The following is a 13,896-nucleotide window of genomic DNA, read 5'->3' as shown; positions in this document are numbered from 1 at the left end:
GTCGGCGCGGCGGACCAGGCCCGGCCCTTCCTTCCACAGCCCGGGCACCACGACCGGCTGGAACGGGTGCTCGGCGAAGTCGGCCGTCCAGAACGTGAGCGTGGTCCCGCCGTCGGTCTCGTGCGCGATGACCCACGCGTCGAGCGCGCCGGCCCACATCAGGTCCGCGCTGAAGCCGTCGACGACCGACCGCTGCCGCGGCGCGGCCGTCGAGGCGACCGGGACGAACCCGCCGACGTCGAGGGCCTGCACCCCGGACGCGAAGGCCGGGTCCGGCGAGCGGAGCACGAACTGCCCGGCGCCGTTCTCGCCCGCGGCGCGGCCGGTGGTGTCGGTGAACATCAGGTAGAACCAGCCGTCGAGGTAGACCGCCGAGGGCTGGCCGGCGCCGTAGACGTTGGCGCGGTGGAGGTCGTGCGACGGCCCGAGGATCGGCTTCCCGCCCGCCGCGCGGGTCCAGTGCACGCCGTCGCCGCTGGTCGCCAGCCCGATCGCGTTGCCGAGAGCGTGGTCGCCGGCGGCCCCGGTGTAGTAGAGGTAGTAGGTCGAGCCGACGCGCAGCACCGACGGGTCGCAGGTGTGCATGCCGTCGAAGTTCCCGGGCGCGCCGGAGAACACCGCCGCCGGGATCCCGCCGCCGGGCGCGGCGAACGGGCCGTCGATGGACTGCGCCTGGGCGTAGAGCACGTCGTCACCGGCCGGCCCGGCACCGCCGTACTGGCTGCACCACCACATCCGGGTCAGCCCGTGGTCGAGCATCACGGTCGGGCCGTAGTTGTAGACGGCGTCCGCCCCGCCGGCGGCGATCACGCCGCCACTCTGCCGGGGGTCACTCGAAGCGAGCTTGACATCGCTGGGCCGGGGCGGCGCGGTGGTCTTGCCCCCCGCGATGGCGGGCTTGTCGCCCGCCGCCTGCGGCTGGGCGTAACCCTCGGTGCAGCCCGCGAGCAGGAGCCCGGCCAGCACGCCGGCGAGGAGGGCACGAGCGGGTCGCCGACCCCCACGACGAAACGGGCTCACGACACCGGAGTGTAGCGAGATGAGACTCGATCAGGTGACTCAGCTCCCTGTCGGCGGTCACTCGATCCTGAACCCTCCGCCGGACGGCCGATCCACTCCGCCGACCGGGCGGACCTGCGCCGCGACAGTGTTCGTGCAGCTCACCGGCTAGGTAAAGTATGAGCTATGCCGAGGATGACAGTGCAGACCGGGATGATCCTCGAAGAGCTGGTCAGGGACCCGTCCGCGGCCAAGTACGGCCTCGAGCTGATGAAGGCGGCCCACCTGAAGTCCGGCACGGTCTACCAGATCCTGGCGCGCCTCGAGGGCGCCGGCTGGCTGACCAGCGAGATGGAGGACCCGGCCGTCCACGAAGCCGAACGACGCCCTCGCCGCCGGCTGTACCGCCTGACCGCCGAAGGCGCCGAACAGGCACGGCGAGTCGTGTCGGGAACCGCGTTCCAGCACCACAGTGCCCGCGCACGCAGGCTGCTCGCCGAAGGGGGTTTGACGTGACCGGGATTCTGCCCGACCCCCTCGCCGCCGCTGTGTCACCGTCCCTGCCCACCGAAGACGTGCGCCTGCTCGAAGAGGCGTACCGGTTCGCGGCACGCTGCCACCGGGAGCAGACGCGCAAGAGCGGCGATCCCTACCTCACGCACCCGGTGGAGGTCGCCGCGATCCTGGCCCGGCAGGGGGCGGGCACGGACCTCGTTTGTGCGGCGCTGCTGCACGACACGGCCTATCCGGCGGACCGGGTCCGCGAGCGGTTCGGTCCGGGGGTCGCCGACCTTCTCACCGGCCTGGCCCGGCTGGAAGACCGCGGCGACGTCGCGTCGGCCTCCGACGACGTCCTGCGGCTGAAACTGGCCGACCGGCTCCACAACATGCGCACCATCGAGTACGTCGCCCCGGCCAGGCAGCGCGTCAAGTCCGCCGAAACCCTGCGGACGCTGGTGCAGGTGGCCGCCCGCCTCAGCCTGACCGACGTCGGCCTGGAGCTGTCGGCCCTGGCCTCCGGGGTGCTGCACTCCCCCGCGCCCGCTGTTGCGCGTGGACCTTCCCAGCACGCACTGGCCTTCGCGGCGGTGCTGCTGCCGCGCGCCGTCCGGGCCCGCTGGCTCGCCGAGTGGGCCGGCGAACTCGCCGCGCTCCCCACCGCGCGCCGCCGGGCCGGGTTCGTGGCGAGCCTGGTCGTGGCGATGCCCGGACTGTCCCGCGCGCTCCGCAGAACCGGCCCTCGTGCGCAGGGCTCCGGCGCCACCGCCGTGCTGTCCGGGATCGCGGTCGTCGTCACGGCCCTGAACAGCGACTTCACCTGGCCGGCCGCCGTCGTCGCCGTCACCGCCCTCGCGGTGCTCACCGCGGTGCTCTTCACCCGGGACGACCGCGCGGCGGCGCGCCTCCACGCGCTGATCAGGGCTTGGCGGCGACGTCGCTAACCAGTGGCCACCGGGCCTTCGAGGGCCACCAGCTCGACCTCGAAACCGGCGTCGTTCTCGAGGTAGGCCGCGTAGTGGGCGTCGCCGCCCGCGTGCGGGTACTTGTCCGCGAACAGCGGCCGCCAGCCGTGGGCCTCGGCCCGGGCGGCCAGGTCGTCGACGTGAGCGCGGGTGTCCACGTGCAGCGCCAGGTGGTTCAGCCCGGGCCGGGTGCGTTCGTGCGCGGGTGCGCTCATCGCCGGGGATGCCTCGACGACGAGGTAGGTCGCGCCGAGCCGCCAGCTGACGCCGTCCGGCCAGCGCTGGAACTCGCGCCAGCCCAGCTCGCCCAGCAGCCAGCCCCAGCTCCGCTCGGCCGCGGCGAGATCGGGCACCCACAGCTCGATGTGGTGTGGCCGCCCGTGCGTGGCCGGCAGGGCGACCAGCACGCGGTGCAGGTCGCCGTAGTGGATGCCGCTGCCGACGTCGAGGAAACCCAGGCGCCCGGCCACTTTCCGGCTCGCCGCGTTGTTCTCGTGCACCAGCGCCCAGACCGCGGGCAGGCCGAGCCCGTCGAGCCCGTGGTCCAGCACCGCGCGGGCGGCCTCGGACGCGAGGCCCTGCCCGGCGTGCGCGGTGCCGACGTAGTAGCCCAGCTCGGGCACCCCGCCCGGCAGTTCGGGCGACGGGCGCAGGTGCGCGACGCCGATCACCTCGCCGTCGCGCTCGATCACCCAGTGGCCCTGCCCGGCCGGGCCGCGGTAGGCCAGCCGCCGGTCCACCATCCCGCTCGCCGCGGCCGGGTCGGCGAAGTCCGCGGCGAAGAAGCGGCTCATCTCCGGGTCGGAGAACACCTTCACGACGCTCTCGCGATCGGCCTCGACCAGCTGCCGCAGCTTCAGCCGCGACGTGGTCAGCGTCGGCAGGTTCATGCCGGGTGCGCGGCGAGCCAGCGCAGGGCCAGCGGGTAGCCGTCGACGCCGAGGCCCGCGATCACCGCGGTCGCGATGTCCGACAGCACGCTGTGGTGCCGGAACTCCTCGCGCTTGTGCACGTTCGAGATGTGCAGCTCGATCAGCGGCGCGGACAGCTGCGCCGCCGCGTCGCGGACCGCGATCGAATAGTGCGTCCAGGCGCCGGCGTTGAGCACCACCGGGTGGCCGCCGTCGGCCGCTTCGTGCAGCCAGCCGACCAGCTCGCCTTCGTGGTCGGTCTGCCGGACCTCGACCTCGATCCCCAGTTCCTCGCCGGCCTTCACGCACAGCGCGGCGAGGTCGTCGTGGGTGGTCGAGCCGTAGACCGACGGCTCGCGCTTGCCCAGCCGCCCCAGGTTGGGGCCGTTGAACACGAACGCCTTCACAGCAGCACACTCCCGCCGTTCTTCGGGGCGTCCGCCGCGATCGCCGAGTACGCGGCCGCGAGCAGCGACGGGTCCGGTCCCTCGAGCCGGCCGGGTTTGCCGAGGCCGTCGAGGACGACGAACCGCAGCACCCCGGAGCGGGTCTTCTTGTCGCCCTTCATGGTTTCCAGCAGCTGGGACAACGCGTCGGCGTCGTAGGTCGTCGGCAGCCCGAGCAGCTTCAGCACCGAGGCGTGCCGCTCGGCCGTGGCGTCGTCGAGCCGCCCGGCCAGGCGCGCCAGCTCGGCGGCGAACACCAGGCCGACGCTCACCGCGGCGCCGTGACGCCACCGGTACCGCTCGCGGCGCTCGATGGCGTGGCCGAGGGTGTGGCCGTAGTTGAGGATCTCCCGCAGGTCGGACTCGCGCAGGTCGGCGGCCACGACATCGGCCTTGACCTTGATGGACCGGCGGACCAGCTCGGCCAGCACTTCCCCGGTCGGGTCGAGCGCGGCGGCGGGGTCGGCCTCGATCAGCTCGAGGATCCGCGGGTCGGCGATGAAGCCGGCCTTGACGACCTCGGCCATGCCGGCGACCAGCTCGTTGGGCGGCAGCGTCTCCAGCGTCGTCAGGTCCACGAAGACCGCGCTCGGCTCGTGGAACACCCCGACGAGGTTCTTGCCGGCCTCGGTGTTGATGCCGGTCTTGCCGCCGACCGCGGCGTCGACCATGCCCAGCAGCGTGGTCGGCACGTTGACCAGCCGGACCCCGCGCATCCAGGTGCCCGCGACGAACCCGGCGAGGTCGGTGACCGCACCGCCGCCGAGGCCGACGACGACCCCGCGCCGGTCCAGCCCCATCCGGCCGAGCACCTCCCAGCAGAAGCCGGCGACGGTGAGCGCCTTGCCGTCCTCGGCGTCCGGGATCTCGACGCGGTGGGCCTCGAGGCCCGCCGCGGCCAGCTCCTCGCGGATGGCCTCGGCGGTGGTGGTCAGCGTGGGCGGGTGGATCAGCGCGATCTTGGAGGCGTCGGCCAGCTGCGCGGTGAGCTCGCCGAGCAGGCCGCGCCCGACCACGACGTCGTAGGGGCGGGCGGTGGCGACGGGGATGCGCACCGGTTCGGGCACGGGTGACTCACTCCTTGGCTTCGGCGGGGACGACGAGCCCCTTGACGAGGTCGGCGACGATCTCGGCGGGCTTCCGGTCGTCGGTGACGACCTCGACGGTGGCCACCTCGCGGTAGACCGATACGCGTTCGTCGAGCAGTTTCTTGAACGTGGCGCGGGGGTTCACCCCGGCCAGCAGCGGCCGCGCGCTCGACAGCCCGGTGCGCTGCACCCCGGCGGCGAGGCCGACGTTGAGGAACACGACGGTGTGCTCGGCCAGCCGGGCGCGGGTGCCGGGGGTGAGCGGCGCGCCGCCGCCGAGCGAGAGCACGCCGTCGTGCTCCGCCAGCGCGGTGGCGACCGCTTCTTCTTCCAGCGCACGGAAAGCGGGCTCGCCGTCGTCGGCGAAGATGTCGGAGATGCTGCGCCCGGTACGGGCGACGATGTCGGCGTCGCTGTCGCGGAAGACCAGGCCGAGCGCCTCGGCCAGCAGCGGCCCGACGGTGCTCTTGCCCGAGCCCGGCGGGCCGACGATGACCGCCCGGGGACTCACCAGCGCTCCTCGAGGGCCTTCAGGTACGCGTCGGCGTTGCGCTTGCTCTCGACGAGGGAGTCGCCGCCGAACTTCTCCAGCGCGGCGTCGGCGAGGATCAGCGCCACCACCGACTCCAGCACGACCCCGGCACGCGGCACCGCGCAGACGTCGGAACGCTGGTGGATGGCGACCGCCGGCTCACCCGTCCGGACGTCCACAGTGGACAGTGCTTTGGGGACGGTCGAGATCGGCTTCATCGCGACGCGCACCCGCAGCGGCTCACCGTTGGTGATGCCGCCCTCCAGGCCGCCCGCGCGGTTGGACCGGCGGGTGACGCCGACCGGGCCGGAGCCGCGGTCGATCTCGTCGTGCGCCTGGCTGCCCCAGCGGCGGGCGGTGGTGAAGCCGTCGCCGACCTCGACGCCCTTCATCGCCTGGACGCCCATCAGCGCACCGGCCAGCCGCGCGTCGAGGCGGCGGTCCCAGTGCACGTGCGAGCCGAGGCCCGGCGGCAGGCCGTAGGCGATGACCTCGATCACTCCGCCGACGGTGTCACCCGCCTTCCGCACGGCGTCGACCTCGGCGACCATCGCGTCGGTGCCTTCCTTGCTGAAGGCGCGCACCGGGCTCTCGTCGATCGCGGCCAGGTCCGCCGGCTTGGGCAGGTCCCCCTCGGGGGCGTCCGCCCCGCCGATCGACACGACGTGGCTGAGGATTTCGACGCCCAGCAGCTGCCGCAGGTAGTTCCGCGCGACGGTGCCCAGCGCGGTCCGCGACGCGGTCTCCCGCGCGCTGGCCCGCTCCAGGACCGGGCGGGCCTCGTCGAAGCCGTACTTCTGCATGCCGGGCAGGTCGGCGTGACCCGGCCGCGGCCGGGTGAGCGGTTCGTTGCGGGCCAGGCCCTCGAGGATCTCCGGGTCGACCGGGTCGGCCGCCATGACCTGTTCCCACTTGGGCCATTCGGCGTTTTCGATCTGCACGGCGACCGGGCCGCCCTGGGTGAGCCCGTGGCGGACGCCGCCGAGGAAGGCGATGTGGTCGGTCTCGAACCCCATCCGCGGGCTGCGCCCGAACCCGAGCCGGCGGCGGGCCAGCTGCCCGGTGACGTCGGCGGTGGTGACCGACACCCCGGCGGGCATCCCTTCGAGCACCGCGGCCAGCGCGGGTCCGTGCGATTCACCTGCGGTGATCCAGCGCAACATGTCCTCAATCCTGTCACGGCCGCCGAGGGCCCCGGGGAAGCGCCCCGGCCCCTCCAAGCGGAGCCGCGGTGATGGCGCGAGCGAAGCAGCACGCGCCGCCGGGCGGCAGCCTTCCCAGAGCTGCCACGACCAGGCCGGACAACGCCGCACCGTCACCCCGCGAACGGGAAGACCACACACAACCAAGCCCCGGTGATGGCGCGAGCGAAGCAGCACGCGCCGCCGGGCGGCAGCCTTCCCGGAGCTGCCACGGCCGGACCGGACAACGCCGCACCGTCACCCCGCGAGCGGGAAGACCACGCACAACCAAGCCGCGGCAAGGAGTGCGGGCCCGTGCGGGACGCGGCCCGTCCGCCGGGCGGCCGCCATGACGAGGGTGAGCAGTGCGGCCAAGAGCGTCGCCAGGGCGAGGGCGGGCCAGCCCGCCGCGCCCAGGACGGCGCCGAGGCTGCCGGACAGCTTCACGTCCCCCGCGCCGAGGCTGCCCGGCGCGAGCTGGCGCACCGCCGCGTGCGCGCCGCCGAAGAGCAGCGCGCCGGCCACGGCCCGGACGGCGAGCGAGGGCCCGCCGCCACCCAGCGCGGCCGCGCCGATCGCGGCGCCGAAGAGCGGGTACGCGGGCAGGGTCAGCACGTCGGGCAGCCGGAGGTGCCGCAGGTCGGCGAGGGCGAGCGGCACCGCCACGACGGTCAGCAACGCCGGCACCGGCAGCCACCAGCCGGGCCAGCCGCCGCTCAGCCAGCGCCCGGTGACGGCCGTGACGCCGAGGGCGGCCAGCCCGGCCGCGGTGGCGACCGGGATCGGCGCGGCCGCGTGCCGCAGCGCCCACGCCGCCACCGGTGCGGTGGCCGCCGCGGCCACGGCGATGAGAAGGAAGAAGATCACCTCGCCAGCCTGCTGCGACCGGGCTGACCAGCGCAAACCCCGAGCGGCACGAACGGTCCGTTCGCGACGCCCCGGCGCCGGTTTCACTCCTGTGGGCGACAGCCGGCGGCGGCTTCGGCCGGCCAGCGGGCGCAGAACGGCAGCGCGAAGGCGGTCACCGGCTCGCGGCGACACCGGACCCGGTCGCGCGGGCGCCGGCCCATGATGTCCACGGTGTACCCGGTCTCGCGGAGCACCTGCAGCACGCGTTCGCGGGTCTCGGGGGGTGATGCGCAGGCTGTCGGAGCCGTTCAGGGCCATCGAGACGACGGTCGGCGTGACAGCAGCACGGAAACACGACGCGAGGCGGCCAGTGGACGCACCAGCGCGGATCGAAGGCGGTTCACGGGCGCAGAACAGCGGACCGAGGCAGCCAACCGGGCACCGAAGGACGCCGCGAAGGTTCTGATCGCCACCATGAGGGGACCTGGTGTCACACGTTCAAGTCGTTCGATGGTCGGGGGCGGCCGCCTGCAACGGTTCCACCCCAAGGCGGCCTTCGGTGCCGTGAGCCGCTTATGGCCCGCGTAGACACGTGATCGGTGTGGCGGCAGGGTCTCCCGAGGTTGCTGTGCCGAGGTGCGATGCACCCGCCGCTGCCCAAGGTCGAGACTTCGGCGTCGCCGGACGCGCCGCGCGATCAGGATCACCGGTGGTTCCAGGTGAGACGGAACAAGGCGGCCTACCGGACCACCGCCGACCAACCTCGGACGCGCGAGACCTGATACCCCCTGGTGACCTTCAAAGCCGCGGACGACCAGGCCCGGCAGCAAGGGAGCGCCCGGCGTGAGAGAACCCGAATCGCCGAGGTCAACGAGAGAGTGGCCCGTCCGGGACCCCCTGCGTCCCGGACGGACCACGGCCACGGACGTCACAAACTCAGCCGCAGCAACGCCCGCCCGCTGCCGCCACGGACCTCGAGCGCCGCCATCTGCGGGGTCTTCAGCGCCGTGCCCACCACGATGCGGGCGGTGTTGTCCGGCAGCGCCTTCCAGGTCGCCAGCTCCGTCTCCTTGCCGTCGCGGTCGATCGCCACCAGGACGTACTCGCCGCCGCTGCGGCCGCCCGTGTAGCTGCACGACATGTCGACTTCGGTGCCCCACTCGTGGTCGCCGAGGCGCGCGTCGGCGCGGACCGGGAACTCGCCCAAGGCCGTCAACGCGAGCGGTTGCGGGCCGGCGGGAGCGACCGCCGGCGCCGGCAGCGACGCCACCACGCCGAGGGCGATGCACGCCGCCACCGCCACCGCGGCCGACACGGACGTCACCGCGTTGCGGATCCGGCGTCCCCGGCGCACCCGCTTCAGCACCGACGACAGCAGGTCCGGCGGTGGCGGACCGGCGTCCACGACCGCGCTGACCTGCGGTGGGCCGCTCTGGGCGAGCAGCCCCGGCAGGCCGGCCAGCTCGCGCACCGCGGCCGCGCACCGCTCGCAGCCGCGCAGGTGCTGCTCGAAGCGCGCCCGGTCCTCGGGGGACAGCGCCCCCAGCACGTACGCGGCGTCGAACGTCGCGAACGGGTCCTCGCTCACTGGGTCACCCCCCTCTCCTCCAGCACCAGGCGGAGCGCGCGCAGCGCGTAGTGCGTGCGCGACTTGACCGTCCCTTCGGCCACTCCCAGCGCCACCGCGGCGTCCGCTACGGAATAGCCCTGGAAGTAACACAGCACCAGCACCTCGCGGTGCCGTTCCGACAGCTCCGCGAGCGCCTCCGCGACCAGCCAGCCCTGCACCGCGCGGTCCGTGCCGTCCGCGACGGCCCGCTCCGGCGGCTGGTCGGTCGTCACCTCGGAGCGCGCCGACGCCGAGCGCCAGCCGTCGATCGCGATCCGCCGGGCGACCGTGAACAGCCACGCCCGCGCCGACCCCTGCGACTGGTCCAGCACCGTCGTCGACCGCCAGGCCCGCAGCAGCGTCTCCTGGACGACGTCTTCGGCGCGGATCCGGTCGCCGGAGGTCAGGTGGAGCGCGTACGACCACAGCGCGGCCGCGTGCTCCTCGTGCAGCGCGCGCATCAGCGCGTCTTCCGCGACTTTTCCCACCGGGCTAGACCGCGACGCGCCGCCGGTCCTTCACGAACATCAGCGCGAGGCCGCCGACGATGCAGACCGCCTCGGTGATCACGCCCCAGTACTCCGGCTGGCTGTTGAACTGGTCGTGGTTGCCGGCGAAGCCGACCGTCGCGGCCAGCACGTACGCACCGAGCGTCAGCACCCCGAACCCGGCCGCACCCAGCGCCGGCAGCCAGTGCCGCCAGGCCAGGACGGCGATCGCGAGCACCAGGCCGCCGATCGCGTCCAGGAGGAACAGCGGGCCGACGATGCCCGGGTAGTCCTCCGTCCACAGCACGTAGTGCACCCCCGCCGAACCCAGCAACGCCGCCGCCACGACGATCCGCAGAACCCAACCCACCATGATCGTTCCTCCGCTCCACACCCACTCGGGTACATACACGGAACAGGGGCCCTTCCGGTTCACCCGGCCCAGTGGGAATTGAACCGATCCGATGTCGATCTCGTTTAACGGGCATGACTGCCGAACTGCACTCCCGCCGCACCGTCCTCACCACGGGGGCCACCGTCGCCGGTGTCGCCGTGGGCGCCGTCGCGCTCACCGCCTGTAGCTCCTCGGACGACTCGAAATCCGGCACCGCGCAGGCGCCCATCGCCGCGGGCACCCCGCTCGTGGCCCTCGACGAGGTCCCGGTCGGCCAGGCCAAGGCGGCCAAGGCGCCGGACGGCTCCGACGTGATCGTGTCCCGCACCTCCGACTCGGCCGTCGCCGCGTTCAGCGCGATCTGCACGCACCAGGGCTGCACCGTCGCGCCGAAGGGTGCCGACCTGGTCTGCCCGTGCCACGGCTCGGTGTTCAACGCCCTCACCGGCGAGGTCAAGCAGGGGCCGGCGAAAAAGCCGCTGCCGCCGGTCCAGGTGAAGGTCGAGAACGGGAAGGTCGTCACCGGCTGACGGGCCGGGAGACAGCGAAGGGCCCTTGTGGACGGTGATCGTCCACAAGGGCCCTTCGTGTGTGACAAAAGCGACTCAGGCGTCCCAGGCGAACAGCCGCTCGCCCGCCGTGACGTCGCGGTCGCCGTCCAAACCGGACAGCACCTCCGCGCCGGCGTCCAGCGCGACGACGGGCACGATCGCCGAGTAGCCCGCCGCGGTCACCGCCTCCGGGTCCCAGCTGACGATCGGCTGCCCGGCCCGCACCTGCTCGTCCTTGACGACGTGCAGCGTGAAGCCTTCGCCCTTCTCCTTCACCGTGTCGATCCCCAGGTGCACGAGCACGGCCTGGCCGTCGTCGGTCTGGACGACGAAGGCGTGCGGGTGCAGCGTCTTGATCGTGCCGTCGACCGGGGAAACCGCGTCCGACCGGCCGCCCGAGGGCTGCACGGCGATGCCCGGCCCCACCATGGCCTGCGCGAACACCGGGTCCGGGACCTCGGTGATCGGCACCACGCGCCCGGCGACCGGGCTGAGGATCTCCAGGCTCACAGCAGGTCCTCGATGTCGCTGGCGATCGTGTCCGCCTCCGGCCCGACGATCACCTGCAGCGCGGTGCTCCCCATCTTGACGACGCCCATCGCGCCGGCCTTCTTCAGTGCCGCCTCGTCGACGAGGCCCATGTCCTCGACCTCGCACCGCAGCCGTGTGATGCAGCCCTCGACCTCGGTGAGATTGTCCGCGCCGCCGAGTGCCGCGAGGATCTTTTCCGGCCTGTCATCCGCCATCGCGGTCTCCTTGATCACTGTTTGTTCCCAACCTGACGCCCACCGCGTGTCCACCTGTACTACGCCGTTCGTCGGCATGCACCCCGCCGCGGGCCACGAACGGATAACGGTGGTTGACACCCGTCCGCACGGCGGAGCATCCTGCCCCATCAGATCATTGGTCTAGACCGGAACGTACCAATGTTCCGGACCGGACGCGAGCACCGGTCCCCCGGGACCCAGGAACAAGGAGGGTGACGCCGATGAGCGCGGCCGCGCACGTCCCGCCACCCGACCGGGTCGTCAACGGGCCCACGCCCAAGCACGCCCAGCTGCGGGAAATCCTCCGCCGCACGGTGGAGCGCGAGCTCCCGCCGGGTGCGCCGATCCCGTCGGAACGCGAGCTGGCGCAGCGCTACGGCGTGTCGCGGCTCACGGTCCGGTCGGCGATCGGCAAGCTGGTCGAGGAGGGCCTGCTCGCCCGGGTCCGCGGCAAAGGCACCTTCACCGCGGCCCGGCGGATGGAGCTCCAGCTCTACCTGATGTCGTTCACCGACGACATGCGGCGGCGGGGGCTGACCCCGACGACCGAGGTGGTCTCCGCGGCCACCGAGGTCCCACCCACCGCCTCCGCACACGCCCTCGGACTGGCCGAGGGTGCCGCCGCACACCACCTCGTGCGGTTGCGCCACGCCGACGGCGTACCCCTCGCCGTCGAACGTGGCTGGTACCACGCGGGCCGGGCTCCCGGCCTGCTCGAGCTCGACCTGACCCAGTCCCTCTACGCACAGCTGGCCGAGACGTACGACGTGCGTCCCGACCAGGCGTGGCAGACGGTCTGGGCCGAAGGAGCGGACCGCGAGACGGCCCGGCTGCTCGGCATGCGCGCCGGCAGTCCCCTGCTCGTGTTCCGCCGGGTCTCCAGCGCCAACGGCGACCCGATCGAAGACATCACGTCCTGGTACCGGGGAGATCACTACCAGGTGACCATGCAGTTGGACCGGAACACCCCGGAGTCCGGTACCCCACCCCACTATGGAGGTTCCTGATGAGCTCCACCACCGCGGAAGGGGCGACGAAGAAGAGCGGCAGCGGTCTTGCCGGTCTTCAGCGCTTCGGCCGTAGCCTCATGCTCCCCATCGCTGTGCTCCCGGCGGCGGGGATCCTGCTGCGTTTCGGGCAGGACGACATGCTCGGCAAGGACGGCCTCGGCTGGAACAAGGTCGCCTCGGTGCTGGGCGCCGCGGGTGGCACGCTGTTCAACTGGCTGCCCCTGCTGTTCGCGGTCGGCATCGCCGTCGGCTTCGCCCGCAAGGGTGACGGCTCCACCGCCGTCGCCGCGGTCGTCGGCTTCTTCGTCTTCAGCGCCGTCATCCAGGTGTTCGCCCCGCTGGCCGACCTGCCCGGCTACAAGGCGGGAGCCACCGAGCTCGCGCCGATCAAGTGGCCCTACTCCGTACTCGCCGGCGTCGTCGTCGGCATCGTGGCGGCGTTGCTCTGGCAGCGTTACCACCGCATCAAGCTGCCGGCCTACTTGGCGTTCTTCGGCGGCCGCCGGTTCGTCCCGATCATCACCGCGCTGGTCATGGTGGTCCTCGGCGTGATCTTCGGCCTGGTCTTCCACTGGGTCGACAGCGGCATCCAGGCGGCCGGTGACGCGGTCACCGCCTCGCCGATCGTCGGTGGCGGGATCTACGGCGCGCTGAACCGGCTGCTCATCCCGGTCGGTCTGCACCAGCTGCTGAACGTGCCCGTCTGGTTCATCTTCGACGGCGGCGACATCAACAACTTCGTCGCGGGCAAGCTGTCGGCCGGTGCCTTCACCACGGGCTTCTTCCCGATCTTCATGTTCGCGCTGCCCGCGGCGGCGCTGGCGATCTGGCAGACGGCCCGCCCGGCGCAGAAGAAGGTCGTCGGCGGTGTGATGATCGCCGGCGCGCTGACCTCGTTCCTCACCGGTGTGACCGAGCCGATCGAGTTCTCGTTCATGTTCGTGGCGTGGCCGCTGTACCTGTTCCACGCGATCATGACCGGCACCTCGCTGGCGATCTGCAACGCGCTGGGCATCCACCAGAGCTTCAACTTCTCGGCCGGCGCGATCGACTACCTGCTCAACTTCAACGCCCCGGCCGCCCAGAAGCCGTGGCTGCTGATCCCGATCGGGCTCGTCTACGCGGTGATCTACTACGTGGTGTTCCGCTTCGTGATCACCAAGTGGAACCTGCGCACCCCGGGCCGCGAGGACGACTCGGTCCAGAACGACCTCGAGGCCACGGCCGCGAAGTAACATCGGTACCGACGTAGAACCCTGAAGCGAGAGGACGAACATGCCGGAGAAACGCGTCGCCGTCGCGAGCAAGGTGGGCCTGCACGCCAGGCCGGCCGCGCTGGTGGCGAAGGCGGCCGCGGCGCAGCCCGTCGCGGTGCAGATCGCCAAGGCCGGGGGATCCCCGGTGGCCGCCGGCAGCGTGCTCAACCTGATGACCCTCGCCGCCGGGTACGGCGACGAGGTCGTCATCAGCGCCGAGGGCGAGGGCGCCGAGGAGGCCGTGGAAGCGGTCGCCCAGCTGGTCGCCACCGACCTCGACGCCTGAGTGACACCCCCGCTGTAACACGCCATGAAGGCCCCTTCACCGGTCCCCGACACCGGTGCGGGGGCC

General features: G+C 72.6%; 19 protein-coding genes. 6 read left to right on the top strand and 13 right to left on the bottom strand.

Translation table 11 applies throughout. From position 1 onward, the window contains the following. The coding region (locus ACGFMK_RS36405; protein ID WP_392773287.1) for a beta-xylosidase at positions 1–1,020 on the bottom strand (1,020 nt) is incomplete at its 3' end. Positions 1,021–1,185: 165 nt separating this feature from the next. Between ACGFMK_RS36405 and ACGFMK_RS36400 the strand changes: the two genes are divergently transcribed. Beyond that, the gene (locus ACGFMK_RS36400; RefSeq protein WP_392773284.1) at positions 1,186–1,515 is read left to right on the top strand and encodes a helix-turn-helix transcriptional regulator; all 330 of its coding nucleotides are present in this window, start codon (positions 1,186–1,188) and stop codon (positions 1,513–1,515) included. After that, complete coding sequence (locus ACGFMK_RS36395; protein WP_392773280.1) at positions 1,512–2,441, top strand: HD domain-containing protein; 930 nt, start codon at positions 1,512–1,514, stop codon at positions 2,439–2,441. Before ACGFMK_RS36400 ends, ACGFMK_RS36395 begins: the two co-directional genes overlap by 4 nt. Here the strand turns inward: ACGFMK_RS36395 and ACGFMK_RS36390 are convergent. From ACGFMK_RS36390 to ACGFMK_RS36345, 10 genes are all read right to left on the bottom strand, one after another. After that, on the bottom strand, positions 2,438–3,352 hold the full coding sequence (locus ACGFMK_RS36390; RefSeq protein ID WP_392773278.1) for a GNAT family N-acetyltransferase: 915 nt from the start codon (positions 3,350–3,352) through the stop codon (positions 2,438–2,440). The genes ACGFMK_RS36395 and ACGFMK_RS36390 overlap by 4 nt on opposite strands. Next, positions 3,349–3,780: a type II 3-dehydroquinate dehydratase gene (gene aroQ / locus ACGFMK_RS36385; protein ID WP_392773275.1), complete on the bottom strand. Its 432-nt coding sequence runs from the start codon at positions 3,778–3,780 to the stop codon at positions 3,349–3,351. Before aroQ ends, ACGFMK_RS36390 begins: the two co-directional genes overlap by 4 nt. Continuing rightward, a complete protein-coding gene (gene aroB / locus ACGFMK_RS36380; protein ID WP_392773272.1) occupies positions 3,777–4,886 on the bottom strand; it encodes a 3-dehydroquinate synthase in 1,110 nt (369 codons plus the stop codon). The genes aroQ and aroB overlap by 4 nt, the downstream gene beginning before the upstream one ends. 7 nt (positions 4,887–4,893) lie before the next feature. Beyond that, complete coding sequence (locus ACGFMK_RS36375; RefSeq protein ID WP_392773269.1) at positions 4,894–5,418, bottom strand: shikimate kinase; 525 nt, start codon at positions 5,416–5,418, stop codon at positions 4,894–4,896. Beyond that, positions 5,415–6,602: a chorismate synthase gene (gene aroC, locus ACGFMK_RS36370; protein WP_392773267.1), complete on the bottom strand. Its 1,188-nt coding sequence runs from the start codon at positions 6,600–6,602 to the stop codon at positions 5,415–5,417. Before aroC ends, ACGFMK_RS36375 begins: the two co-directional genes overlap by 4 nt. A 276-nt stretch (positions 6,603–6,878) precedes the next feature. Next, positions 6,879–7,487, bottom strand: coding sequence for a prepilin peptidase (locus tag ACGFMK_RS36365; RefSeq protein WP_392773264.1), 609 nt, complete (start codon positions 7,485–7,487; stop codon positions 6,879–6,881). 83 nt (positions 7,488–7,570) lie between these two features. Beyond that, positions 7,571–7,732 (bottom strand): hypothetical protein, encoded by a 162-nt coding sequence (locus tag ACGFMK_RS36360; RefSeq protein ID WP_392773262.1) that lies wholly within the window; start codon positions 7,730–7,732, stop codon positions 7,571–7,573. Positions 7,733–8,397: 665 nt separating this feature from the next. Further along, positions 8,398–9,057, bottom strand: a complete 660-nt coding sequence (locus ACGFMK_RS36355; protein ID WP_392773260.1) for an anti-sigma factor family protein — start codon at positions 9,055–9,057, stop codon at positions 8,398–8,400. Beyond that, positions 9,054–9,566: a sigma-70 family RNA polymerase sigma factor gene (locus ACGFMK_RS36350; RefSeq protein ID WP_392773258.1), complete on the bottom strand. Its 513-nt coding sequence runs from the start codon at positions 9,564–9,566 to the stop codon at positions 9,054–9,056. The genes ACGFMK_RS36355 and ACGFMK_RS36350 overlap by 4 nt, the downstream gene beginning before the upstream one ends. Positions 9,567–9,570: 4 nt before the next feature. Further along, a complete protein-coding gene (locus ACGFMK_RS36345) occupies positions 9,571–9,939 on the bottom strand; it encodes a hypothetical protein (protein WP_392773255.1) in 369 nt (122 codons plus the stop codon). Positions 9,940–10,052: 113 nt separating this feature from the next. On the opposite strand from ACGFMK_RS36345, the gene ACGFMK_RS36340 reads away from it, so the two are divergent. Continuing rightward, positions 10,053–10,490: a ubiquinol-cytochrome c reductase iron-sulfur subunit gene (locus ACGFMK_RS36340; protein WP_392773252.1), complete on the top strand. Its 438-nt coding sequence runs from the start codon at positions 10,053–10,055 to the stop codon at positions 10,488–10,490. A 75-nt stretch (positions 10,491–10,565) separates the two neighbouring features. Here the strand turns inward: ACGFMK_RS36340 and ACGFMK_RS36335 are convergent, their stop codons facing one another. Both ACGFMK_RS36335 and ACGFMK_RS36330 read right to left on the bottom strand, forming a co-directional pair. Next, positions 10,566–11,021: a PTS glucose transporter subunit IIA gene (locus tag ACGFMK_RS36335; protein WP_392773249.1), complete on the bottom strand. Its 456-nt coding sequence runs from the start codon at positions 11,019–11,021 to the stop codon at positions 10,566–10,568. After that, complete coding sequence (locus ACGFMK_RS36330) at positions 11,018–11,257, bottom strand: PTS glucose/sucrose transporter subunit IIB (RefSeq protein ID WP_364568054.1); 240 nt, start codon at positions 11,255–11,257, stop codon at positions 11,018–11,020. Before ACGFMK_RS36330 ends, ACGFMK_RS36335 begins: the two co-directional genes overlap by 4 nt. Before the next feature lie 242 nt (positions 11,258–11,499). Here ACGFMK_RS36330 and ACGFMK_RS36325 point away from each other — a divergent pair, with 242 nt between their 5' ends. From ACGFMK_RS36325 to ACGFMK_RS36315, 3 genes are read left to right on the top strand one after another with little or no spacing between them, the layout of a single operon-like run. After that, positions 11,500–12,285, top strand: coding sequence for a GntR family transcriptional regulator (locus ACGFMK_RS36325; RefSeq protein ID WP_392773247.1), 786 nt, complete (start codon positions 11,500–11,502; stop codon positions 12,283–12,285). Beyond that, positions 12,285–13,523, top strand: coding sequence for a PTS transporter subunit EIIC (locus ACGFMK_RS36320; protein WP_392773244.1), 1,239 nt, complete (start codon positions 12,285–12,287; stop codon positions 13,521–13,523). The genes ACGFMK_RS36325 and ACGFMK_RS36320 overlap by 1 nt, the downstream gene beginning before the upstream one ends. Positions 13,524–13,563: 40 nt before the next feature. Beyond that, positions 13,564–13,830 carry an HPr family phosphocarrier protein gene (locus tag ACGFMK_RS36315; protein ID WP_013224593.1) on the top strand — a complete coding sequence of 89 codons (267 nt, stop codon included), beginning with the start codon at positions 13,564–13,566 and terminating at the stop codon, positions 13,828–13,830. Positions 13,831–13,896 lie beyond the last annotated feature (66 nt).

This window comes from Amycolatopsis sp. NPDC049252, from assembly GCF_043197175.1.
GTDB lineage: Bacteria > Actinomycetota > Actinomycetes > Mycobacteriales > Pseudonocardiaceae > Amycolatopsis.
Note: the sequence above shows the minus strand (reverse complement) of the source record. Positions and strands in the feature narration are given on the sequence as shown.

Excerpts from the sequence above, each read along its gene's own strand:
- ACGFMK_RS36340 (WP_392773252.1), top strand. The coding sequence starts at position 10,053 with ATGACTGCCGAACTGCACTCCCGCCGCACCGTCCTCACCACGGGGGCC.
- ACGFMK_RS36390 (WP_392773278.1), bottom strand. The coding sequence starts at position 3,352 with ATGAACCTGCCGACGCTGACCACGTCGCGGCTGAAGCTGCGGCAGCTG.
- ACGFMK_RS36330 (WP_364568054.1), bottom strand. The coding sequence starts at position 11,257 with ATGGCGGATGACAGGCCGGAAAAGATCCTCGCGGCACTCGGCGGCGCG.
- aroC (WP_392773267.1), bottom strand. The coding sequence starts at position 6,602 with ATGTTGCGCTGGATCACCGCAGGTGAATCGCACGGACCCGCGCTGGCC.
- ACGFMK_RS36345 (WP_392773255.1), bottom strand. The coding sequence starts at position 9,939 with ATGGTGGGTTGGGTTCTGCGGATCGTCGTGGCGGCGGCGTTGCTGGGT.
- ACGFMK_RS36325 (WP_392773247.1), top strand. The coding sequence starts at position 11,500 with ATGAGCGCGGCCGCGCACGTCCCGCCACCCGACCGGGTCGTCAACGGG.
- ACGFMK_RS36315 (WP_013224593.1), top strand. The coding sequence starts at position 13,564 with ATGCCGGAGAAACGCGTCGCCGTCGCGAGCAAGGTGGGCCTGCACGCC.
- ACGFMK_RS36320 (WP_392773244.1), top strand. The coding sequence starts at position 12,285 with ATGAGCTCCACCACCGCGGAAGGGGCGACGAAGAAGAGCGGCAGCGGT.
- ACGFMK_RS36400 (WP_392773284.1), top strand. The coding sequence starts at position 1,186 with ATGCCGAGGATGACAGTGCAGACCGGGATGATCCTCGAAGAGCTGGTC.